Origin of the sequence: Pseudoduganella aquatica (genome assembly GCF_020865585.1) — a bacterium.
Classification (GTDB): Bacteria; Pseudomonadota; Gammaproteobacteria; order Burkholderiales; family Burkholderiaceae_D; genus Rugamonas; species Rugamonas aquatica_A.
The window spans coordinates 2,175,528-2,198,680 of the sequence record NZ_CP086370.1 but is presented as its reverse complement, the minus strand read 5'-3'; the positions used below and the strand labels follow the sequence as shown (position 1 = coordinate 2,198,680).

Annotated in this window: 18 protein-coding genes and 1 tRNA gene; 2 read left to right on the top strand and 17 right to left on the bottom strand. The window is 66.3% G+C overall.

Annotated elements, in window-relative coordinates; genetic code table 11:
* The 10 genes from epsI to KT882_RS09605 form a co-directional block, all read right to left on the bottom strand.
* Entirely contained in the window at nt 1–690 is a 690-nt protein-coding gene (gene epsI / locus KT882_RS09650) for an exosortase-associated protein EpsI, B-type (protein ID WP_161071808.1), read from the bottom strand.
* Complete coding sequence (xrtB, locus tag KT882_RS09645) at nt 687–1,634, bottom strand: exosortase B (RefSeq protein ID WP_228895514.1); 948 nt, start codon at nt 1,632–1,634, stop codon at nt 687–689. The genes epsI and xrtB overlap by 4 nt, the downstream gene beginning before the upstream one ends.
* Complete coding sequence (gene epsG / locus KT882_RS09640) at nt 1,635–2,504, bottom strand: chain length determinant protein tyrosine kinase EpsG (RefSeq protein WP_228896590.1); 870 nt, start codon at nt 2,502–2,504, stop codon at nt 1,635–1,637.
* Between the two features lie 13 nt (nt 2,505–2,517).
* Nucleotides 2,518–3,921 carry a chain length determinant protein EpsF gene (epsF, locus tag KT882_RS09635; RefSeq protein ID WP_161071805.1) on the bottom strand — a complete coding sequence of 468 codons (1,404 nt, stop codon included), beginning with the start codon at nt 3,919–3,921 and terminating at the stop codon, nt 2,518–2,520.
* A 9-nt stretch (nt 3,922–3,930) separates the two neighbouring features.
* The gene (gene epsE / locus KT882_RS09630; protein ID WP_161071804.1) at nt 3,931–4,728 is read right to left on the bottom strand and encodes a polysaccharide export protein EpsE; all 798 of its coding nucleotides are present in this window, start codon (nt 4,726–4,728) and stop codon (nt 3,931–3,933) included.
* A gap of 36 nt (nt 4,729–4,764) precedes the next feature.
* A complete protein-coding gene (locus KT882_RS09625) occupies nt 4,765–5,721 on the bottom strand; it encodes an EpsD family peptidyl-prolyl cis-trans isomerase (protein ID WP_321170349.1) in 957 nt (318 codons plus the stop codon).
* A gap of 106 nt (nt 5,722–5,827) precedes the next feature.
* The gene (locus KT882_RS09620) at nt 5,828–7,210 is read right to left on the bottom strand and encodes an undecaprenyl-phosphate glucose phosphotransferase (RefSeq protein ID WP_161071803.1); all 1,383 of its coding nucleotides are present in this window, start codon (nt 7,208–7,210) and stop codon (nt 5,828–5,830) included.
* Nucleotides 7,211–7,218: 8 nt separating this feature from the next.
* Nucleotides 7,219–8,418, bottom strand: coding sequence for an XrtB/PEP-CTERM-associated polysaccharide biosynthesis outer membrane protein EpsL (gene epsL / locus KT882_RS09615; RefSeq protein WP_228895510.1), 1,200 nt, complete (start codon nt 8,416–8,418; stop codon nt 7,219–7,221).
* Between the two features lie 5 nt (nt 8,419–8,423).
* Nucleotides 8,424–9,119, bottom strand: coding sequence for a CAAX prenyl protease-related protein (locus KT882_RS09610; RefSeq protein WP_161071801.1), 696 nt, complete (start codon nt 9,117–9,119; stop codon nt 8,424–8,426).
* A gap of 122 nt (nt 9,120–9,241) precedes the next feature.
* Entirely contained in the window at nt 9,242–11,152 is a 1,911-nt protein-coding gene (locus tag KT882_RS09605) for an ATP-binding cassette domain-containing protein (RefSeq protein WP_161071800.1), read from the bottom strand.
* A 132-nt stretch (nt 11,153–11,284) separates the two neighbouring features.
* On the opposite strand from KT882_RS09605, the gene KT882_RS09600 reads away from it, so the two are divergent.
* Nucleotides 11,285–11,359, top strand: a tRNA-Arg gene (locus KT882_RS09600).
* 255 nt (nt 11,360–11,614) lie between these two features.
* On the opposite strand, the gene KT882_RS09595 is transcribed toward KT882_RS09600, so the two are convergent.
* Nucleotides 11,615–11,860, bottom strand: coding sequence for a hypothetical protein (locus tag KT882_RS09595; RefSeq protein ID WP_161071799.1), 246 nt, complete (start codon nt 11,858–11,860; stop codon nt 11,615–11,617).
* Nucleotides 11,861–12,343: 483 nt separating this feature from the next.
* On the opposite strand from KT882_RS09595, the gene KT882_RS09590 reads away from it, so the two are divergent.
* A complete protein-coding gene (locus tag KT882_RS09590) occupies nt 12,344–13,777 on the top strand; it encodes an aldehyde dehydrogenase family protein (protein WP_228895508.1) in 1,434 nt (477 codons plus the stop codon).
* 2 nt (nt 13,778–13,779) lie between these two features.
* Here the strand turns inward: KT882_RS09590 and KT882_RS09585 are convergent, their stop codons facing one another.
* The 6 genes from KT882_RS09585 to KT882_RS09560 all read right to left on the bottom strand — a co-directional run bounded on the left by KT882_RS09585 (nt 13,780) and on the right by KT882_RS09560 (nt 23,137).
* Nucleotides 13,780–14,226 carry a hypothetical protein gene (locus KT882_RS09585; protein WP_161071797.1) on the bottom strand — a complete coding sequence of 149 codons (447 nt, stop codon included), beginning with the start codon at nt 14,224–14,226 and terminating at the stop codon, nt 13,780–13,782.
* 89 nt (nt 14,227–14,315) lie between these two features.
* Nucleotides 14,316–15,017, bottom strand: coding sequence for a PEP_CTERM-anchored TLD domain-containing protein (locus tag KT882_RS09580; RefSeq protein WP_161071796.1), 702 nt, complete (start codon nt 15,015–15,017; stop codon nt 14,316–14,318).
* 100 nt (nt 15,018–15,117) lie between these two features.
* Nucleotides 15,118–15,606 (bottom strand): MarR family winged helix-turn-helix transcriptional regulator, encoded by a 489-nt coding sequence (locus KT882_RS09575; RefSeq protein ID WP_161071795.1) that lies wholly within the window; start codon nt 15,604–15,606, stop codon nt 15,118–15,120.
* Between the two features lie 13 nt (nt 15,607–15,619).
* Nucleotides 15,620–17,281 (bottom strand): AMP-binding protein, encoded by a 1,662-nt coding sequence (locus tag KT882_RS09570; RefSeq protein WP_228895506.1) that lies wholly within the window; start codon nt 17,279–17,281, stop codon nt 15,620–15,622.
* A gap of 78 nt (nt 17,282–17,359) precedes the next feature.
* On the bottom strand, nt 17,360–18,082 hold the full coding sequence (locus KT882_RS09565; RefSeq protein ID WP_161071794.1) for a response regulator: 723 nt from the start codon (nt 18,080–18,082) through the stop codon (nt 17,360–17,362).
* Nucleotides 18,083–18,187: 105 nt separating this feature from the next.
* Nucleotides 18,188–23,137 carry a two-component regulator propeller domain-containing protein gene (locus KT882_RS09560; RefSeq protein WP_228895504.1) on the bottom strand — a complete coding sequence of 1,650 codons (4,950 nt, stop codon included), beginning with the start codon at nt 23,135–23,137 and terminating at the stop codon, nt 18,188–18,190.
* Nucleotides 23,138–23,153: the final 16 nt, after the last annotated feature.

Sequence of the window (23,153 nt, the reverse complement as noted above, 5' to 3'; positions counted from 1 at the left end):
CTATGGCCTTGCCGGATTGCCAACCAGTTTGGCCGCGTCGGCGGGCGGCATGCTGCGCACCAGGTCGGCGATGAAGCTGTCTTGCAGCGCGTAGCCGGCGTCGCGGTCGGCCCCGATATTGGACACGCGGAACAGCAGCCCGTCCGGAATCTGCCCGTTCAGGCTGAAGCGAAGCTGGGTGATGCGCTGGGCCAGGGTGCCGGACACGGTCTCGTCGCCCACCCGTATCCAGTAGCTGATGGGCTCCTGGCGCGCGCCCAGCACCGCGTACAGGCGGTTGACGACGACGTTGGCGCCCCCCACCTGGCGCTGCTGCTGGGCCACATTGTCGACCCGGAAGCCCTGCGCGGAATAACATTTCTCGGGGCGGTGCACGCGCAGCCGCCCGCTCTGGTCGCCGCCGTAGGCAATCGACAGCATCACCCGCTGGCCGCGCGCATTGACGTAGGTGCGCGCCAGCGTTTCGTCGTACAGCTGGCCGATGACCTCCTCCACCTCGGGCGGCGGCTGCACCGGCACCACGCTGCGGTCGATGCGCCAGCCGGCGAACTCGGCCGGAACCAGGGTTTCCAGGCCCAGTTTTTCCATCTCGGGCGCGGCGTGTTTTTTCGGTTTCAGCAAGGCGGCGGCGGCGCTGGTGCCGCCCATCAGCGTGGCCAGAATGGCGCCGGCGGCGGTTCTGCGGTTCATGTCGTACTCCTGGAGGCGGCCGCGCTGCGGCGGCGCACCGCGCCGCGCAACAGCGTATCGACGCCGATGATCAGCAATAGCGCGCTGATAAACAGCACCATGCCGGCAAATCCATGCAGGAAACCCTGCCCGGCGGCATCGCCGAAATGGTAGGTAATCAAGGTCAGCGTCATGACGCGGATAATATTGGCGGTAAATGAAATCGGCACGATCAATAGCGCAAGGCCCACATTGCGCAGAAACGAGCCGTGCCGCACGATATTAAGATACAGCAATCCGAGCGCTTCCAGCGTGAACAGGGTGTGCAGGCCGGCGCAGGCGTCGGCAACCAAAAGTTGATACTGGCCCACCTGCAGCACCACGCCGCTGCGCGCGATGGGATAGCCGGCCGCGAACAGGATGTGCTCGGCGCACCAGGACACCGCCATCTTCATCGGCATGGTCAGCGTGTCAACAAAGGGGCCGGGCAGCGGCAGCATGAACAGCATGAAAAACAGCGGGAACCACTGCACCCGCAGCGCGGCCGGTCCCTGCAGCAGCAACAGCACCGCCAGCACCGTGCACGGGAAGGAAAACATTTCGATGAACTGGATGTTGAGCACGCGGCCCAGGAAATAGCTCAGCAGGCCCATGGCCAGCAGCGGCCAGCCCCAGGAGGCGCCGCGCGCCAGCCGGCCGTCGCCGGAGCCGGTCCCGGCCGCCATCATGGCCGGCCAGTTGCGGTACAGCAGCCACAGCGACACGCCCAGGATAATGGGGCCGTGCGCCTGTTCTTCCCTGCCCCACACTTCCTGCAGCGCGTCGTAGAAAGTGGGCAGGTAGAGCGCCAGCAGGCCCGCCAGGGCCAGCAGCCAGCAGGCCGGCAAGCTGTCCCGGCGCTGCCCCTGGCCCGGTCCGGCGGCCGAGCCGCGGCCCGGCGGCAGCGGAGTGCTGGCGGACAGCATTTAGTGCTCCACCATGACCGAGCCGACCACGGCGATGCCGGCGTGCTGCAGCTGGTCCACGCTGGCGCTGATGGCGGCCAGCGAGGTGCGGTTCTTGCGCGCCACCAGCAGCACCCCGCCCACGCGGGAGGCCAGCGCCAGCGTATCGGAGCCCAGCACGCAGGCCGGCGCGTCGTACAGCACCACGTCGTGGCGCGCTTCCAGGTGCAGATTCAGGCTGGCGAAGCCGGGGCGCGCCAGCAGCTCCTGCGGATTGGGCGGCAAGGTGCCCGCCACCAGCACCGACAGGTCCACCATCTGGTCGATTTTTTCCGCCACGCCCGGATCGGCGCGGCCGGCCAGCACGTCGGACAGGCCGGCGCGCTGCTTCAGGGCGAAAATTTCCTGCTGGCGCGGCGTGCGCAGATTGGCGTCCACCAGCAGGGTCTGTTCGCCCAGCTGCGAGAACACCACCGCCAGGTTGGCGGCGAACAGGCTGGCGCCGTCGCCCGGCTCCACGCCGGCCACCGCCAGCGACTTGCGGCCGCGTCCGAACCAGCGCAGCATCAGCTGGCTGCGCACCGCGCGCAGCACTTCCACCTGCGCCGAGAACGGGTGGTAGGCCGCCACCAGCTGCGGCGACAGGCCGCCCTCGCCCGGCGCCAGATAGGGATAGTCGAACTGGCGCGCCAGCACCTGCTGGATGTCGGCCTCGGAGATCAGGCCCAGGCGCTGGGCCGCCTCGCCGAAGCGGATGCCCAGCTCCTGCTGCATGCGCAGCACGCGCTCGGCGTTTTCAGGGCTCAGCTTGCCGGAGGCGAGCAGCAGCCCGCCTATGCTGGAGTCGACGGCGGGCGGCAGCGCCGCGGGTTTCATGGCTGGGTGGTTCATCATCTTGTCCATATCAGGTCAGGCGCACGCGGCGCGGCATCAAGGCCATGCCCAGCTTGGAGCGGGCACGGGCCGGGCCCCAGTGAATTTCGCCCAGCACAGGGATCTGCACCAGGTCGGCCAGGTCGGCGCGCGAGCGCACGCGGCGGTCCAGCATCTCGGCCAGCATGCCGAAGCCCACGCCCAGCAGGCTGCCCATGAACAGGGCCAGCACGGTGTTGAGCAGCAGGCGCGGCGAGGACGGCTCGACCGGCGCCACGGCCGGGTTCAGCAGCGCGATGTCGGACTGGTCGGACTGCCCTTCCATGCGCGTCTGCGACAGGCGCAGCGAGGCCGCGTCCATGGCGCGCTGGGCCGCCTCGACGTCGCGCTGCAGCACATTGAGCTCGTCGCGGCTGCGGTTGATTTGCAGGATGCGGGTCTTCTGCTCGGCCAGCGCCTCGCGCAGCGCGGCCTCGCGCGCGCCCAGGATCTGGGCGTTGTTGCCGACGCTGTTGGAGGTCGACGCCACCGCCGAATTGAGGCTGGCGCGCAGCTGGTCCGCCTCCGCCTTGGCGCTCTGGTATTGCGGGTGGTTGCGCCCCAGGCGCTGGCCCACTTCGGCCAGCTTGGTGTCGGCCATGCTCAGCTGCGCGCGCAGGTTCTGCACCAGCGGGCTGGCGGCCACGTCGGGCGAATCGAGCGCGCGGCCGCTGGCCACGCTGCGGCGCGAACTCGCTTCCATCTGCTGCGACTGCGCCATCACCAGCTGGGCCGACAGGTCGTTCAGGCGGTTCGACTCCACGTCCAGGCGGTTGTCCAGGCTGACGATGCCGTTCTCCTGCTGGTACTTCGACAGCCGGCTCTGCGCCGCCTCCAGCTGGTCGCGCAGGCCCTTGATCTGCTCGGTGAAGTAGCCGGTGGCCTTCTTCATCGGGTCGGCCTTCAGCTGCACGCTGAGCTTCTGGTATTCGTCGGCGAAGGCGTTGGCCACCGCCGCCACGAAGGCCGGGTCGGCGCCCTTGAAATTAATCTCGATCACGCTGCTCTCGCGCGAGGGCACCACGTCCAGCTTCTTCAGCAGCAGCGTGGCCAGCCAGTCGCGCACCGTGCCTTTGCCGCCGGTGTCTTCGCGGAACTGCTCCTGCACCGCCGGGTTGGCCGCCAGCTTGAGCTGGTCCACCACGCGCAGCGCCACGTTCTTGCTGGAGATCAGGTCGATCTGCGTGGCCACGTAGCTGGGCATGAGCTGGCCCGGCATGGTCATGCCGGTGACCGGGTCCACGCCCTTGGTGTTGAGCAGCACCGAGGACGAGCCCTTGTAGGTGGCCGGCAGCAGCAGGCTGACCAGCACGGTGACCGCCACGGTGGCGATCAGCGTGGCCAGCACGATCTTCTTGCGCGCTTGCAGTATCAATAAAAATTGGGCGAAATTCATGGCGTTTCCTTAGAACAGGCTTTCCTTGACGTACACGATGTCGTCCACCTGTACCGGGTCGTCGTGCTTCACGTTGATGATCTGCAGCTGGCCGCTGGCGTCCTTGCGCTTGATGCGCATGCCGCGCTCGGTGCCGCGCGGGGTCAGGCCGCCGCCGGCCGACAGCGCCTGCAGCACCGTCATGCCGCGCTCCAGGCGCACCGCGCCCGGGTGCTGCACTTCGCCGTAGATGTAGAAGCGCGGCGCGCGCTCGACGTAGATGATGTCGTTCGGCTGCAGCTGGTAGTCGCGGCCGAAATCGGCGGCCTGCACCATCTGCACCACGTCGATCACTTCGCGCGTGGTCTTGCCGTCGCGGGTGCGTATCAGCGACACGGTGTCGCCGCCCTCGGGGCCGATGCCGCCGGCCTGGGCCAGCATGTCCATCAGGCTGCGCTTGCCGTCCACCGGGTAGCGCCCGGGGCGGTTCACCTGGCCCAGCACGGACACCTGCTGGCTCTGGATCTGCGTGACCAGGATGTTGACCTGCGCCCGCTTCACGTAGCCGCCGCTTTCCAGCAGGGAGCCGATTTTCTTTTCCGCCGCCGGCACCGTCAGGCCGCCCAGGGCCACCTGGCCGATCAGCGGGAAGGTGATGCCGCCGCTGTCGCTGACGCGGGTTTCCAGCGCCAGGTCCGGACTGCCGTAGACCGAGATTTTCAGCACGTCGCCGGAACCGAGCACAATGTCGGCCGCCATGGCCGGACGCAGTACCAGCGCCATGACCAGGCTGGCGGCCAGGGCCAGCCACAGGATGAGTTTTTTCATGATGAGCTCACTTGATGAGGGGTGGATGCGGGTCGTTTATTTCAGGCCGGCCACGCCGCGCGCGGCGGCCTCGTCGGCGGAGGACTGCGATGCGGCGGCCTGCTGGGCCGGCGGCGTTGGGCTGGCAGCGGCGGCAGGTGCCGCAGGCGCGGCGGCGGCGGTCGTGTCCGCCTTGTTGAAGTACTCGATCTTGGCGGTCGAGCGCAGGCGCTTGATCTCGGCCTCGGCCGCTTCCTTGTTCTTCTTGTTGAACAGGAACTGCTCGATCTGCGCGGTGGCCGCGTCCAGGCTGAGCGGGCTGTCCTTGACGTCGGTGATCTGGATCAGCATGCTGCGCTCGCCTTCGCGGATGATGAACAGCTGCCCCTTGGGCATGGCCGCCAGGCGCGCGCCCAGTTCCGGCGGCAAATCGGTGCTGGTGCGGGTCAGGCCGGCGCGCACGTATTTGATCTGGTGCCCGTCCAGCCAGGCGGCGGCCTCCTCCAGCGACTTCACGCTGTCGAGCTGGCTCTTGAGCTGCTCGCTGACGTCCTTGGTGGCCAGCACCAGCTGGCGCATGTCGAACTGCTTGCGGTTGGCGAAGAATTCAGGATGCTGCTGGTAGTACTGCTCCACCTCGCCCTTGGCCGGACGGGCCTGGCTGCCGATGCGCTTCTGCATATACGCCTGCGCCACGATCATGGCCTTGGCGCGCTCGATAGCCTGCATCACCTGCGGGTCGCGCTCCAGCTTGTCCTTGGCCGCCTCGTTTTGCAGCAGCTGGCGGTCGATCAGCCCTTCCAGCAGCTGCTTGCGGGCCGTGTCCTGCTGCGCCGCCTGCACGCCGGAGCGCTGCATTTCCTCGTTCAGCTGCAGCACCGTGATCTCCTCGCCATTGACGCTGGCCAGGGCCTGGCCGGTCTTCTTGGCTTTCTCGCCGCATGCGGACAGGGCCAGCGCCGCCGCCAGCATCAGAACGGCCGCCGAACGGCTGGATGGGAAAGCATTTTTCATGATCATTCCTTTGTGAAAGCTTTGCAACATTGTCATTAGACAAACATCTTAGCGAAACATTGCCAACCGTGACGCACGACTGGCGGCGTTGCCGCCGGCGCCCGGCCTAGTGCGCGTTTTCGCGCGCCGCCACCACCTTGACCGTGCGCATGACGATCAGCAGATCCATCCACAGCGACCAGTTGCGCAGGTAGTCCAGGTCGTAGCGGATGCGCGCCTCCATCTTGTCCAGCGTCTCGGTCTCGCCGCGCAGGCCGTTCACCTGCGCCCAGCCGGTGATGCCGGGCTTGACCTTGTGGCGCAGCATGTAGCCCTTGATCAGCTTGCGGTACTGCTCGTTGTGCGCCACCGCGTGCGGGCGCGGACCGACGATGCTCATGCGCCCCTGCAGCACATTGATAAACTGCGGCAGCTCGTCCAGCGAGGAGCGGCGCAGGAAGGCGCCCACGCGCGTCACGCGCTGGTCGTTCTTGGTCGCCTGCACCACTTTCGCGCCATCCTCGGCCACCGTCATCGAGCGGAATTTGTAGACGATGATTTCCTCGCCGTACAAGCCGTAGCGGCGCTGCCGGAAGATCACCGGGCCGGGCGAGCTGATGCGCACGGCGGCGGCGATCACCGCCATCACCGGCACCAGCGCCAGCGTGATCAGCGCGGCCAGCACGATGTCGCTGCTGCGTTTGACCAGGCTGTTGAAGCCGGTGAACGGGCTTTCGCAGATGGCGATCACCGGCATGCCGCCCACGTTGTCGAAGCGCGCCTGCATCAGGTCGAACACGTAGATATCGGGCAGGAAATAGACCGAGGCCGTGGTGTCCTGCAGCTCGTCGAGCAGGCGGCGGATGCGCGGCTGCGCCGAGATCGGCTGGCTGATGAAGATCATCTTGATCTGGTGCTCGCGCACATAGGCGGCGATGTCGTCCATCGTGCCCAGCACCGGGTGGCGCATGGTGCGCGGCTGGCGCACGTCGGTGCGGTCGTCGAAGAAGCCGCACACCTTCATGTACAGGTTCGGGAAACGGTCTATGGTGTTGGCGAACTTCACGCCCACGTCGTTGGCGCCGATGATGAGCACCGAGCGCAGTTCGCTGTCCTTGGCCGGATCGGAACCGAGCTTGCGCGCGGCCAGGTGGCTCAGCAGCAGCACGAAGGGCGTGGCGAAGAACCACACCAGCACCACGTTCTCGTCGTAGTGGTAGGACAGGCCGCTGACCGAGCCCAGGAACACCAGGATCAGCGCGGTGACCACCCAGCCCACCACGATGTCGCGCGCATAGGCCATCATGCGGCCGCTGCGCCAGGTGCGGTAGGGGTCGACGTACTGGTACACCGAGGACGAGATGAAGAAGGCCAGTATCATCAGCACCAGCGAATAGCCGGTGAAGGGTTCGGCGAACAGCATGGAAAACAGGTACAGCGTGCCCATGATAATGAGCGGGTCCAGCACGCGCTGGAAGAAGGAAATCAGGGGAATGTCGTTAACCGTCATGGTCATTCTCAAAACTGTATGCTGGCACTGACGGCGGCGCCGTGCGTGCGGTAGTTGGTGGAGGCGTTTCCGCTGCGGACTTCATGAAACACATTGGCGGACAGCCGTACCGACTGCAGCGGCGCATAGTTCACGCCGAGGGACGCGTTGCGGCTCTTGTCGTGCAGATTGGGCGGCGCGATCCTGCCCTCCAGCGTACTAAAATCGCGCTTTTCCCGACGCACCGCAGCAACCACGTTGATCTTGGCGGTCGCGTCCCAGGTGGTGCTGAAGCTGGCGCCCTTGTTCAAGCTGTTGTTGACGACGTTGCTTTCCACCGGCGCGAACTCGCGCCAGGCCGAGGCCTGCATGCGCAGCTTGCGCAGCATGGACCAGTTCATCGAGGCCCGGCCGTTCAGGCCGCTGCTGTCGCGCTCGGGAAAGAAGCTGTGCTTGCGCTCGGCCCAGCCGGCCAGCATGGTGAATTGCGAAGTGGCGGAGAACAGCCAGTACACATTGGCCTTCAGCTCGTTCTGCGTGTAGCCGTCGTCGATGGACGTGCCGCCCAGGATGCGGTGGTTGGGGTATTTTCCCTTGAGCTGGCTGGCCTGCAGGCCGAAGCGGCTGCCGCTGGGCGGCAGGTAGTCGAAGCCCAGGTCGACCTGGTCCTCGGTGCGGTTGTTGAACTGCTGCTGCGGCAAATCGTAGGTGAACTTCTGGCTGCTCGCGGCGGCGCGCACGCGGTAGCTCGGGTGGAAGCGCCAGGCGCCGTCCACGTACTCGCGCTTCTGCACGCGCAGGTTGCGCTGGTTGGTGTGGAAGTCGCTGAAGGAGGTCAGCGTTTGCGCATACAGGCCGCCCAGGTGGCCTTCCAGGTGGTTGCCGATGTGCCACTCGAGGTCGGCCAGGTAATCCTTGCCGCTGTAGTCCAGTTCGCTGTAATGGTTGAACTTCACGCGCGACTGCTTGAACTGGCCGGTGAGTTTCTGCCGGCTGATGGGCATGTCGATCAGCACGCCGTACTGGGTCTGCGTCAGCGTGTCGCCGCGCGGCCCCAGCAGGCCGGGGGTGTTGTCGTCCAGCCGGAACAGATTGGCGTCGTAGGAGCGCGTCACGGCCAGGTAGGGGTGGATGGTGTCGCTGACGCCGGCCGCGGCCGGCAGGCAGGCCGCCGCGCCGATCGCACTGATGAGCAGCGCCAGATGTGGTTTTTTGTAAGGGAGTCGCATGGGATTTACCAGTAGTGCCAATTGCCGGTGGCCACGATCCACGCGCCCAGCACCCCATTGGTGACGCCGTGCGCCACGATGGCGGCCCAGAGATTGCCGCTGCGCATATACAGCAGGCTGTAGGCCAGGCCGGCAACCATGCCGGCCAGCCACAAGTTGTGCTCAAAGCCAAACAGCAGCACGGTGATGGCGAGCGCCTTCAGCGACACGGCGGCCGCGCGGACAGAGAGGAAATCGGGGGAATCGAGCCAGCGCAGCAGGAACGAGCGCCAGAACAGCTCCTCCATCACCGGCACCACCAGGGCCGCGCCCGCGATGCGCAGCGCCACCAGGCCCCAGTTGACGGCGCCGCCTGCGCCGCGCGGATCGAAACCGGCCGCGGAGCCGATCTGCATCCAGCCCGCATCGAGGCTGATCCACAGCACGAACACCAGCAGGCCCAAGGCCACGCTGGCCGCCAGCAGCGACGCGCGCATGCCCTTCCACGCCAGCTCGGCGTAGTGGCGCCAGTAGAACATCAGCGCGGCACTGACGGCGAGAATTTTTGCGCCGTACAGCCAGCGCGTGTCCTGCGCGCTATAGCCCAGGCGGACCAGCACGTCGGCAATGAAAATAAAGAACAGATAGACGGCGAACGGAACAATCCGTGCCAGGGCGGGGGCCGAACCTGCGGGCTCGGCGGTAGAGAGGTAGGGTTTCACAGTCGTGCGCCTCGGCCAATTGAAAGATCTGCATTGCTGCCGCAGCCCGGTCGGGCCGCTAAGCAACAATGCAGATCTTACAATTTTCCGCTCTGCAGCAGCGCACGCCTGCGCGGCGGCTGCTAGCCCTTAGCGCGAGCCTCGATCGCTTCCCATTTTTCCAGAGCTTCCAGCAGTTCGCCCTCGATTTGCTCAATACGCGCGTTCACACGCTTGGCTTCGGCCGCGTTTTTCTTGTAGAAATCGGGATCCGACAGCTGCAGATTGAGCGCGGTCTGCTCGTCCTCCAGCGCGGCGATCTGCTTCGGCAGCTCGTCCAGCTCGCGCTGTTCCTTGTAGGACAGTTTCTTCTTGGCAGCAGCAGGCGCGGCGGCAGCGGCGGCCGGGGCGGCCTCCACTTTCGGGGCGGCCTTGGCGGCGGCGGCCTTGGCGGTGGCCGTGGTGTCGCGCACGCGCTCCCAGTCGGTGTAGCCGCCGACGAATTCGCGCCAGTTGCCCTCGCCTTCGGCCACGATCACCTGGGTCACCACATTGTCCAGGAACATGCGGTCGTGGCTGACCAGGAACACGGTGCCCGGGTAGTCTTCCAGCAGCTCTTCCAGCAGCTCCAGGGTGTCGATATCCAGGTCATTGGTCGGTTCATCGAGCACCAGCACGTTGGCCGGCTTGGCGAACAGGCGCGCCAGCAGCAGGCGGTTGCGCTCGCCGCCGGACAGGGTCTTGACCGGCGAACGCGCGCGTTCCGGCGCAAACAGGAAGTCGCTCAGATAGCTCATGGCGTGCTTGCGCTGGCCGTTCACTTCCACCCAGTCGCTGCCCGGGGCGATGGTTTCCAGCAGGCTGGCTTCCTCGTTGAGCTGGGTGCGCATCTGGTCGAAGTACGCCACCTGCAGCTTGGTGCCCTGCTTGACGGTGCCGCTGTCCGGCGTTTCCTCGCCCAGAATCAGCTTGAGCAGGGTGGTCTTGCCGGCGCCGTTGGCGCCGATCAGGCCCACCTTGTCGCCGCGCAGAATGGTGGCGCTGAAATTGTTGACGATCTTACGGTTGTAGGACTTGGACACGTTCTCCAGTTCCGCCACGATCTTGCCCGAGCGGTCGCCGGCCGACACCTGCAGGGTGACCTGGCCCTGCTGGTCGCGGCGCACGGCGCGCTGCTCGCGCAGGCGCTCCAGGCGGCGCACACGGCCTTCGTCGCGGGTGCGGCGCGCCTTCACGCCTTTGCGTATCCACACTTCTTCCTGGGCCAGGAATTTATCGAACTTGGCGTTCTCGATTTCCTCGATCTCCAGCTGTTCGGCCTTGCGCACCTGGTAGGTGGTGAAGTTGCCCGGATAGGACAGCAGGCGGCCACGGTCCAGCTCGATAATGCGGGTGGCCACGTTGTCCAGGAAGGAGCGGTCGTGGGTGATGAACAGCACCGAGCCCTTGTAGTCCTTGAGCAGGCCTTCCAGCCACATGATGGAGGTGAAGTCCAGGTGGTTGGTCGGTTCATCGAGCAGCAGCACGTCCGGCGCCGACACCAGCGCGCGCGCCAGCGCCACGCGCTTTTGCATACCGCCGGACAGGGTCTTCATCAGCGACTCGGCGGCCAGGTTCAAGCGGTCCAGCGTGGCTTCCACCTTGTTTTTCAGGTTCCATGCATCGGCCGCGTCCAGCTTGACCTGGATGTCGTGCATGCGCTCCATCAGCGCGTCGTCGTCGCCCTGGCCGAACTGGCCGGTCAGCGCGTCGTACTCCTTCAGCAGGTCCTGCAGGTCGCCCATGCCGGACGCCACCGCCTCGTACACCGTCATCTCCGGCTCGAACACCGGCTCCTGCTCCACGTAGGCGATCTTCAGGCCCTGCTGCATCACCAGCAAGCCGTCGTCGAGCTTGAAGCGGCCGGAAATGATTTTCAGCAGGGACGACTTGCCCGTGCCGTTGCGGCCGATCAGGCCGACGCGTTCGCCCGTTTCCAGCGAAAATTCCGCATGGTCAAGGAGCGCAAAGTGGCCGAACGCCAGTTGCGCGGAAGAAAGAGAGATGACTGCCATAGTGAGTAAGCCTGCGCGCGGCGTGGTGAGGAAGCCGCTGAAAAGATGAATGAAGCCAGCATTGTACCGACATCGGGGAGGCGGGACTATTTTTTGCCTGCCCATCGGCTATAATTGCGCTCGCCTAGCGTCCTCCCCGTAGCACAATGGATAGTGCACATGCCTCCTAAGCGTGGGATACTGGTTCGATTCCAGTCGGGGGGACCACCAGCATCTTCCTCTGCGCAGATTCGCCATGCTGGGTTGGCGCGCCCACCAAGCAAGCTCCCTCGGAGCCTTTGACTGGGCTCGCTGCCGATGCAACTCTCGACCAAAAATCGTCTCTGGTAGCGTCAGCGTAGCGCTTTGCGCGCTCGACCTCCTTACTGACATCGATTTCCATAGCTAATTTTCGCTGCTCGACTGCACGATCTTTAAAGCATGCAGCGGCCATTTTTTTCCCTGCAATCCGAACTTTCATATTCAGTCCTCAGTTGCCGTTTGCGCCGTAGTAAGACGTTTCCGCAGGCCCAGCACCGCACCACCTCGCCTTATTACACTGGTGTAGCCCAAGTCTATATAGAAGTCCAGCAGATCCGGCGCGGGCCGCCACAGCACAGCTTGATCGCAGCCAGTGAGCGCGCCCATAGTCTCAATGTAGCGCGTAGCGATCGCTTCGATGAAGCGAACCAAATGCACAGCATGCGGATCACGTTCCAGCCAGTCCAAGCTCGCCACGACTTTGCCATCGCTGACTCTGCCAAGTGCCAACCCACACAGTCTGGAGTGAACCCAAATTGCCAGTTCAATTCGCCTCGGCCGCTTCCTTGCTCGCCGCAACAGTCTGTCCCAGTTCCACCCGACCCGCCGATCATGCCATTCGGATGCTTGCTCCAGTGCTCCGGGGCCGATATCGCTCAAGCGCAACGCAGGGTGTCTCGTAAGTAGCTCTTCTAAAACTATTGCACGAGCAATGCCACGATACTGACGAAAGTAGATTTCCAGGCGAGCCGCGCTATCGTCCCGCATATGATTTAATCGTCTGCCGGGTTGAAAAAGTCAATCTACAACCCGATTGGAGCCGCCGGTTTGATGACAGACAATCTCCGCCGCAAAAAGTTCATTGCCTGGCGAGGCGATTAGAGGGTTTATGTAAAAAACGGCAACGCCGCCGTGCTACGCTGGCCGGATTATTTTCACCATTCCAGCCCCATGAGCGAAGCTGATCCTCTCGATATCCAGGCCACGTTTGATGCGCAGCTGGCCACTGCGCTGGCGTGGCGCACGTCCACGGCGCAGCAAAGGCTGCGACGCATCCGCCGCCTGCGCGATGCGATGATGGCGCAGCGCGAGGCTTTCTACGCCGCGTTCGCGCAGGATTACCGCAAACCGCCGGCGGAGGTGGAGGCGTCCGAATTCCTGCCGGTGATGGATGAGATCCGCCATGCGCTGGGCCGCCTGAAACGCTGGATGAAGCCGCGCACGGTATGGCCCACCACCACCATGCTGGGCACGCGCGCGTCGGTGCAGTACCAGCCTCGCGGGCGCGTGCTGATCGTGGCGCCGTGGAACTATCCGCTGAGTTTGTGCTTCGGACCGCTGGTGTCGGCGCTGGCGGCGGGCAACACGGCCATCATCAAGCCGTCCGAGATGACGCCCGCCGTGTCCGCGCTGATGGGCCGCATCGTCGCCAGCGTATTCCCGGCCAACGAGGTGGCGCTGTTCGAGGGCAGCCAGCCTACCTCGCGGGTGCTGCTGGAGCTGCCTTTCGACCACATCTTTTTCACCGGCTCGCCCGCCGTGGGCAAGCTGGTGATGGCGGCCGCAGCCAGGCACTTGGCCAGCGTGACGCTGGAGCTGGGCGGCAAGTCGCCCAGCATCGTGGACGCCAGCGCCAACCTCAAGCTGGCGGCGGAAACGCTGATGTGGGGGAAGTTCCTGAACAACGGCCAGACCTGCGTGGCGCCCGACCATGTCTATGTGCACGCGTCCGTGAAAGACGCTTTCGTGGATGCCTGCCGCGCCGTGTTGCAGCAGCGCTACGGCGCCGGTCCGGCGGCGCAGAAGGCCAGCGCCGATCTGGCGCGCGTTGTGAACCGGCGCCACACGCAACGCCTGGCAAGTCTGCTGGCGGATGCGCAGCAGCGCGGCGCGCGCCTGCTGGCAGGCGGCGAAGTGGATGAAGATCAGTGCTATATCGCGCCCACGCTGCTGGACCGGATACCAGCCGGCGCGGCGATACTGTCGGAGGAGATTTTCGGTCCGCTGCTGCCCATTATCGGCTACACGGAGCTGGACCAGGTGATCGCCGCCATCAACGCGGCGCCCAAGCCGCTGGCCTTGTACGTGTGGAGCACAGACCGGCGCGCGGTGGGAAAGGTGCTGGAGCAGACCAGCTCGGGCGGCGCCTGCGTGAACCATTGCGTGGCACATTTCGCGCACGGCAATCTGCCGTTCGGCGGCGTGAATAATTCAGGCATGGGCAGCGCGCACGGCGAGTATGGCTTCAAGGCTTTCTCGCACGAGCGCGCGGTACTGCGCGCCTCGCCGCTCATGCTCATCAAGCTGTTTTTCCCACCCTACACCGGGCGGCGCACCGGCCTGATGCGCACCATCGTCGATGCACTGCGCCTGCCGATGCTGTAACGTCAGGCTGGCTGCAGTGCGTGTTCCAGCGCCTGCGACAGCATGGCGCTCAGTTGCGGTTCGGCGCCGCTGGGCAAGGTCAGCTTGCCGCTGAAGTAGCGCAGGCCGCCGCTGGAACGCTCGGCCACCAGCGACGCTTCGCCTTCGCTTGGAAGGTGCAGGCTGACCGTCAGCAGGCTGTCGGCCGCGCCGCGCAGGCGCACTTCCAGCGTGACGCCGGCGTGCGTGTCGAACAGCTTGCGGCTCGCCTCGCTCACCAGGCAGCCGCCCTGCGCGCGCGCGATCACCGCCGTGCACGTGCGCAAGGCCGCATCGGCGCGCTGCGCCAGCTCGGTGCGCACCGCGCCCGCCTCGGCCAGGCCAGCCATGCGCTCCACTTCGGCGAGCATCAGCTCGTCTTCCATCCGCTCGAGCATGAGCAGGATTTCGTCTTTATTTATATTGCCCATATGAAATATATATTTCCAAATGACAAGAACAAATGCAGTATATCACCAAGAAACGCGCGTGATGCGGGAATTTTTTTCCCCTCTAACGTTCAGTTCGGTTTGCGGCAGGCGTAGGCCATGACACCCAATCCGGCCACCAGCAAGGCCAGCGTCCCAGGTTCCGGCACTGCACGCACGGCGTACACCTCCATTGCCAGGTAGGTGAACTGGCCGGTGCCCGCCACGCTGCCGCCAAAGGGCTCGGCGCCCGGCTCGAAGCTGTAGTAAGAGGTCAGATAAGAGCTGCCGCCGGTGGCCAGGTCCTCATTCACCAGCAGGTCCGCGCCGCTGCCAAAGGCCGGTCCGCACTTGGCACAGTTATAGGTCTGGTGCGAGCCGTAGTCCGGCACTCCCTGGTCCGGCGGAGCGGGCACCTGGCGGTACATATGGCCCGCGGTGGCGTTGAAGATAAAGGCGGTGCGCTCGGACTCGGGTATGGTGATGTTCTCCCCGTCCACCGAACTCCAGCTTTGCGGATTGTAGCCGCCGATTACCCAAATGTTGCCGGCACTGTCGCGCGCGCGCAGCAGCGAGAACGTGGCGCCCTTGCCGTCCGCGGCGGCATGGAACTGCGCGGCGCTGTCGCCGTCCTTGCGGACGAACAGCTGGTCCAGCTCAGTATTCGCGCTGCCCAGCCAGCCCAGCAGCTGGGTCTTCAGTTCGGACGTCATGATGGGGGTGGCATACGCCGGCGCCGCCCCCAGGCTCCAGAGCAGGCCCGCCACAGTGGCGGCCTTCACAGCGTTCAACATACAACCTCCATCAACCATTGCAAAAGATTCAACGCTATCACAATGGTGCGCGCCTGTCGCCACGATTGGATTAGAATGCCCGCCGCACCGCAGACAGCGCCTATTCCGGCGCGTTCAGGTGGCGCTTCATCTGCGACAGCAGGTCGATCAGCTGGCCTTTGTCGGCCGCCGGCATGGGCTGCAGCAGTTCGGCTACCCAGCTTTCATGCACCGCCGCCATCCTGGCGAAGGCGCTGCGGCCCTCCTGCGTGAGCTTGACGCTGTAGGCGCGGCCATCCTTCGGATCGGGCACGCGCATGACCAGGTTTTCCTGCTCCAGCTGGTCGGTGATGCCGGTGATGTTGCCGCCGGTGACCATCATGCGCTTGGACAGTTCGCCCATGCGCAGCCCCTCGGGGTGGCGTTCCAGCTGCGCCATCAGATCGAAGCGCGGCAGCGTGATGCCGAAGGTGGTGCGCAGGCGGCTGCGGATTTCATTCTCTATCTTCACCGTGCAGGACAGCATGCGCAGCCACAGCTTGAGCGACTGGTGGTGTTCCTGCGTAAGGCGGCTGGCCAGGTCCAGGTCCTGGTTTTCGGGTAATGGCATAAGTCTTCCTTGCTTATTTACTTGGACTGGCGCGCAGTTTGAAGCGCTGCAGCTTGCCCGTTTCGGTGCGCGGCAAGGCGGCCAGGAAACGGATGGCGCGCGGGTATTTGTAAGGCGCGATCTGGCCCTTCACGAACTCCTGCAATTCGGCGGCCAGCTGCGGCGACGCATCATAGCCGGGTTTGAGCACGACGTGGGCTTCGACGACCTGGCCGCGCTCCTCGTCCGGCGTGCCGACCACGCCGCATTCGGCCACCGCCGGATGGCGCAGCAGCGCGTCCTCCACCTCGGGGCCGGCGATGTTGTAGCCGGCGGAGATAATCATGTCGTCCGTGCGCGAGCGGTAGAAGAAATAGCCGTCGGCGTCCATTTCATAGGCGTCGCCGGTGAGGTTCCAGCCATGGTGGACATAGTCGCGCTGGCGGTCGTCGGCCAGGTAGCGGCAGCCGGTCGGGCCTTTCACGGCCAGCCGTCCCACCATGCCCGGCCCCACCGGATTGCCGTCGCGGTCCAGGATGCAGGCCTGGTAGCCGGGCACCGGCTTGCCGGTGGCGCCGGGGCGGATGTCGCCGTCCGCCGCCGAGATAAAGATGTGCAGCATTTCGGTGGCGCCTATGCCGTCTATCATGCGCAGGCCGGTGGCCTGCTGCCAGGCCTCGCGCGTGGCCAGCGGCAGCGCTTCGCCCGCCGAGACGGATTTTTTCAGGCTGGCGATGTCGTACCTGGCGGCCAGCGGCGCCATCTGGCGGTAGAAGGTGGGAGCGGTGAAGCACACCGTGGCGCGGTATTGCTGGATGGCCTGCAGCAGCGTTTCGGGCGTGAGCTTTTCCAGCAGCACGGTGGCGGCGCCCACGCGCAGCGGGAACAGCAGCAGGCCGCCCAGGCCGAAGGTAAACGCCAGCGGCGGCGTGCCGATGAAGATGTCGCCGGGTTCGGAGCGCAGCACCGAACGCGGGAAGCAGTCGCAAATGGCCAGCACGTCGCGGTGGAAATGCATGGTGCCTTTGGGGACGCCGGTGGTGCCGGAGGTGAAACTGATCAGGCAGACGTCGTCCGCAGCGGTATCGCAGGCGGCGAAGCCGGCGGGCTGCAGCGTCATCATGGCTTCGAGCGATGCATCATCCGCCGCCTCGGCGTTGAACCAGACCACCTGGGCGGGCAAGCCTTCGGCCGCTTCCAGTTCCGCGCGCAGGCTGGCGGCGCACAGCACCGCGTCCACCTTGGCCTTGGCCATGATGGCGCCCAGTTCGCGCGCGCGCAGCAGCGGCATGGTGGGTACGGCAACCAGCCCGGCCTTGAGCACCGCCAGCACGGCGGCCGCCATCATGGGATTGTTGGCGCCGCGCAGCAGCACGCGGTTGCCGGTCTTCAGTCCCATGGGGCCGCGCAGCACGTGGGCGATGCGGTCCACCTGCTCCAGCAGATGCGCATAGGTCCAGCTGCGGTCCGCGCCGCCGTGCGCGTAGTGGATGGCGATGCGGCCACCCTGTCCTGCCGCCAGGGCGCGGTCCAGCAGTTCCGCCACGCAGTTCAGGCGTTCCGGATAGTTGAGTTCGGGGAGGTCGAAGCGCAGCTCGGGCCACAGGTCCGCTGCTGGCAGATTCATGCGCGTGAAGGGGTCTTCGTGTGCGCTGTCGCTCAACCCCGGTAAGGGTGCGGCATTGGGTCTGTTCATGGTCGCCCTGGATAGATGGTCGGTTCAAGTCAGCCTGACGGCTAATTTAAACCTAAACCATTTCTGCCACAAGCAGATTCAGTTGCCGCCGCCAATCGATTTGCGCACCAGCGCGGACTGGTGGATAACGGCGCGTATCACGTCCGACAGCACGGCCTGCACCGCGTCGCTGGACAGAAATCCGGGCGCGAAACTCTTCAGCGCCGCCGCCGCGCCGTGCAGGCCCAGCGTGACGCAGCCGGCGTGCAAACGGTCGATACGGGCTTGCGCCTCCTGCTGCTCGCCGCGCGCGAACAAGGCGTCCAGTTCGCCGCTGGCCACGGTGAGCTGGTTCTGGAAGCCGGTCAGGTAGACCAGCAGGCGGTCGGCGTTGATGCCCAGCCGCAGCTGCGTGGCGGACGGGGTTTCAGCTACGTGCTCGTAGCCGCTGGCGGCCTGGTCAAGGAAGGCGGTGAGGTGGATACGCACCTGGTCGGCCTGGAAGGGCTTGACGATGTAGCCGGCCGCGCCGGCCTTGGTGGCCTGCTGCACGGTCTCCTTGTCGGTGGCCGAGGACACCAGCACGAAGGGCACGGCGTTCAGGGCGTGGTTGCCTTTCACGCGCTGCAGCAGCTCCATGCCGGACAGGCGCGGCATGCGCAAATCGCAAAAGACGATGGCAGGCCGCAAGCCGTCTTCCAGCTGCTGCCAGGCGTCCGCGCCGTCTTCCGCTTCCACGATGTCGAATTTCCCGCAACTGTCGATCAGGTGCATCAGCACCATGCGCGACACCACGTCGTCATCCACTACCAAAACTTTCATGTAGGTCTCCAGTGCCCTGCCGTACCCCTTTGCAGATACGCGCTGTCAGTCAGTTGTCGCCGTTCTGTGGCACTAACGTCAATATAACCGATAAGCCGTTCGCTGTCAGTCCGCTTGAGCCATGCCGTCCATGCCGGCCGTCGCCGCCAGCAGAACCCGCAGCTGCGGCATGCGCAAGGCGATTTCCTCCCACGCGGCGCGGTCGGCGCGTTCTTCCAGTTCGCCGCACAGGTCGCGCAGTTCCGGTTCGTCCAGGTAGGCCGCGCTGCCCTTCATGCCGTGGAACAGGCGCGCCGCGCCGTCGCTGTCGCCGTGGACGATGGCCTCGTCCAGGTCGGCCAGGCGCGCAGGCAGGTCGGCCAGGAAGGCGGCGCGCAGGCGCGCCTTCAAGGGATCGTCGTCATGCCCGCGCGGGCCGTGCACGGCGGCTGCGACGGACGGCGCGACCGGCGCGGACGGCACGCCGAACATGGCGTCCAGTTCATCGATGCTGGGCGCGCGCGGCCCCATGCGCTGCAGCACGATGCCGCGCTGCAGCTGGCGCTCGATGGCGCGGCTCAGCTGATAGTGCAGCGCCGCTTCGTCGATAGGCTTGGTCAGGAAGTCGTCCATGCCGGCCGCCAGGTAGCGGCTGCGGTCTTCCTCGCTGGCGTTGGCGGTGAGCGCGATGATCATCAGTTCCTGGTCGCGCACCGGCGCGCCGTCCGGGCCGCCCTCGCGTATCAAACGGGTGGCGGTGGGGCCGTCCATCTCCGGCATGCGGCCGTCCATCAGTATCAGGTCGTAGCGGGTGCGCGCGCAGGCGGCCACCGCCAGCAGGCCGTTGGCCGCCACGTCCACCTTGTGGCCCAGCTCCTCCAGCATCATGCGGATAATGATCTGGTTGGTGGGATAGTCCTCGGCGCACAGCACCTTGAGCTGGTGGCTGTGCGGCTCGCGCGGCATATGCACCACGGTGGGCGGCGCCACGCCGTCTGCCAGCGGCAGCTCGAAAGTGAACACGCTGCCCACGCCCGGCGTGCTGGCCACGCGGATCTCGCCGCCCATCAGCTCCACCAGCTGGCGGCAGATGGCCAGCCCGAGGCCGGTGCCGCCGTAGCGGCGCGTGGTGGTGGTGTCGGCCTGCTCGAACTTCTGGAACAGGCGTGGCATGGCGTCGGCCGGGATGCCGATGCCGGTGTCCTCCACCGTGAAGCGGATCAGGTTGTCGCCCGGGCGCGCCGGCGCCGGCTGCGGCGCGGGCAAGCGCTCCACGCGCAGGCGCACCTCGCCGCGCTGGGTGAACTTGAAGGCGTTGCCCACCAGGTTGACCAGCACCTGGCGCAAGCGGGTCGGGTCGCCCAGCACGTACACCGGCAGGTTCTCGTCCAGCTCCACCGAGAAGCCCACGCTGTAGGCGGCGGCCTGCTCGTCGAACAGCGCGGCCACGTTCTGCACCATGCCGGCCAGCGCGAAGTCGATATTTTCGATACTCAGCTTGCCCGCTTCGATCTTGGAGAAGTCCAGCAGGTCGTTGATGATGCCCAGCAGCGCCTGCGCGTTGACCTGTGCCCGTTCGATCTGCTCGCGCGTCACGTCCTGCAGCGTGGCGTCGCGCAACGCAAAGCCCTGCATGCCGATCACGCCGGCCAGCGGGGTGCGCATCTCGTGGCTCATATTGGCCAGGAACTCGGACTTCTGGCGCGTGGCGTCTTCCGCCTTCCGCTTGGCGTAGCGCAGGCGCTCCTCGTTGTCCTGCAAGGCGCGGTTGGCCAGCGCCAGCTCCTCGGTGTGCAGCCTCACCTTGGCCTGCTGCTGCATCAGCTCCACCTGCGTCTCGCGCAGTTCCTGCAGCGTTTCCTCCAGGCGCTGGTAGGCCAGCGCGTTGTCCAGGCTCACGGCGGCGTGCGCGGCCAGCGTTTGCAGCATGTCCAGGTGCACCTGGCGGTAGGCGTGGGTTTCCTTGCTCTGCACCGACAGCACGCCCACCACGCGGTCGTTCACGATCAGCGGCGTGTACAGCATGGACTGCGCGTAATCGGGCTCGCTGCCGTCGGCCAGCAGCACCGGCTTGAGCTTTTCCAGGCCGGCCGGCCCCATGTAGCGGCTGTATTCGGCGAAGAAGTCGTTGATGAAGATGTCGTGCCGGTGCTGCAAGCACCACACGGCAAGCTGGTCCGGGTCGTCCACCTTGCGGCTGTATGGCAGGCTGCGCACGCCGCGCTCCATCGAGAACGGGAACTCCAGCACGCCCTCCTCCTCGCGGTAGAAGCCGATGCCGAACATGTGCGCGTCCATCAGGTGGCGCACGTGGCGGTACAGCGTGCGCATGGCTTTCTCGATGTCCAGCGTGGCGCTCATTTCGCGCCCGATCTCGCTCAGCACCGAAATATTGCGGTGCGCCTGCTCCACCGCCTCCTTCTGCAGCTCCACTTCCTGGCGCTGGCGTTCGGCGTCCATGTGGCGCTGCTCGGCCTCGGCGCGCTGCGCCTCCGCTTCCAGGCGGCGCTTTTCCAGCTCCATCTTCTGCTGCTGCAGCAGCTGGTTCTTCAGCTCCACCTCGGCCGTGCGCAGGCCCACCTGCTGCTCCAGGCGGGTCTTCTGGCCGCGCAGTTGGCGCATGCGCACGCGGTACACGCCGTAGGCGCTGCCCAGCAGCAGCAGCGCCATGCCGCCGCGGAACCACCAGGTCTTCCACAGCGGCGGCAGGATGGTGATCTCCAGCGTGGCCGCGTTGTCGTTCCAGATGCCGTCCTTGTTGGCGGCCTTCACGCGGAACACGTAGCGGCCCGGATCGAGGTTGGTGTAGGTGGCGAAGCGCTTGCCGGCGTCGGTCACCACCCAGTCGTGGTCGAAGCCCTGCAGCTGGTAGGCGTAACGGTTGCGCTGCGGCGCGGCGTAGTGCAGCGCGGCGAACTCCAGCGAGAACACCGAGTCCTCCTCGCGCAGCGTGAGCGCGGCGGTGTGCTCGATGGCGCTTTTGAGCACGCTGCGTTCGCCGTCCTGGCCGGCCTTGACCGACTTGTTGAAGATCTGGAAATCGGTAATGGCCACCGTGGGCGCCACGCTGTTCTCGCGGATCTCGCCCGGCGCGAAAGCGGTCACGCCGTTGAAGCCGCCGAAATACATGGTGCCGTCGGGCGTGCGCAGCGCTGCGCCGTCGAAGTAGGCGCCCTCGATGGTGCCGTCGGCGCCGGCGTAGTTGCGCACCTCGCCGCCCGGCACGGACAAGCGCGTGATGCCGGTATTGGTGCTCAGCCACAGGTGGCCCTGCTCGTCGTCCAGTATGCCGGCGATGGCGTCGTCGGCCAGGCCGTCCTTGCGCTGGTAGCGTTTGAACCGCACCGTGCCGTCGGCGGCCTGCTCCATGCGGTTCAGGCCCGCCGCCGTGCCGACCCAGATCACGCCCTGCTTGTCCTCGAACAGGTAGTGCACCTCGTCATGGCTGAGGGAGGCGGGATCCTTGGGATCGTGGTGGAAGTGGCGGAAGCGGCCGCTCTGGCGGTCCAGCAGGTCCAGGCCGTTGAAGGTGCCCACCCACAGCGCGCCGCGCCTGTCCTCCAGGATGGGGCGCACCACGTTGTCGGCCAGGCTGTTGCTGTCGGCCGGGTCGTGGCGGTAGGTGTGGCTGGCGCCGGTCTTCGGATCGTAGCGGTGCAGGCCGCCGCGCGTGGCCACCCACAACACGCCGCCGCGGTCGCCCACGATGTTGCGCACGTTGTCGCCGTCGGGATCGCTGTGCCAGGCGCGCACGCGCTGGTAGCGGCGCGTGGCCGTGTCGAAGCGGCGCAGGCCGTTGCGCCCGCCCACCCACAGCGTGCTGCCGTTCTTCTCCTTCCACAGCGAGATCACCTGCGGGTCGCGCACGTCGGCAAAGTCGGGCGCCGGGTCGCGGAACACCTGGCCCTCGCCGCTGATCGGGTCGTACAGGGTGAGGCCGTCGTTGTTGCCCAGCCAGAGCTTGCCGCCGCCGGCGTCGACGATGGCGCGCACCTTGTTGTCGCTCAGCGAGCGCGGACGCTCGGCGTCGTGCACCAGGCGCGCAAAGCCGCCGCTGCCCAGGTCCACCCGGCTCACGCCGCTGTACCAGGTGCCCACCCACATGGTGCCCAGGCGGTCGCGGAACAGCGCCGAGACGTAGTTGTCCGCCAGGCTGTGCGGGTCGGAGACCTGGTGCCGGTACTGCACGAAGCGGTCCTCGGCAGGGCGCCAGCGGAACAGGCCCTCGGTCTGGCTGCCGGCCCACAGCGTGCCTTCGACGTCCTGGTAGATCACCGTCACCACGCCCGGCTTCAGGCCCTGCTTCTCGCTCAGGCGGCGGCGCTGCGGCGCCTCGGCGCCCTTGGCCAGCTTCCATTGCTCGATGCCGGCCATGGTGCCTATCCACAGCACATGGTTCTTGTCCGCGAACAGCGACAGCACGGCCTCGAAGCGCGTGTCCGGCGCCGCCTCCACCTTGAAGTGGCGGAAGGCCTGCGCGCCGGGTTCCAGCAGGTCCAGGCCCGCCGCCGTGCCCACCCACAGCCGGCCGGCGGCGTCGCGCGCCAGCGCGTTCACCTGGTCGCTGCCCAGGCTGCCCGGCAGCTCGGCGTCGTGGTGCCAGTAGGTGTAGCGGCCGGTGGCCGGATCGAAGTGCTGCAGGCCGTCCGAGGTGCCTATCCACAGCCCGCCGCTGCCGTCGTCGACGATGGCGCGCACGTGGCGGTTGCCGTTGCCGCGCTTGGCCGGCTCGCTGGGCGGGAAATGCGTGAAGCTTTGCGTGAGCGGCTCGTAGCGGTCCAGCCCCCCGTCGGTGCCTATCCACATGCGGCCGGCGCGGTCCACGTGCAGCACGCGCACCCAGTTGTCGGCCAGGCTGCGCGGGTCGGACACGGCGTTGCGGTAGGTCAGGATGCGCGCGCCGTCGTAGCGGCTCAAGCCGGCCTGGCTGCCGAACCACATGAAGCCCTGTTGGTCCTGGGCCACCGCCAGCACCGACTCCTGCGCCAGGCCGTCCTGCACGTCCAGCTGCTCGAAGCGCAGCGTGCGCGGCGGCGCGGCGCCCTGCGCCGGCGGCAGCAGGCCGCATGCCAGCATGGCTGCGAGGCAGAGA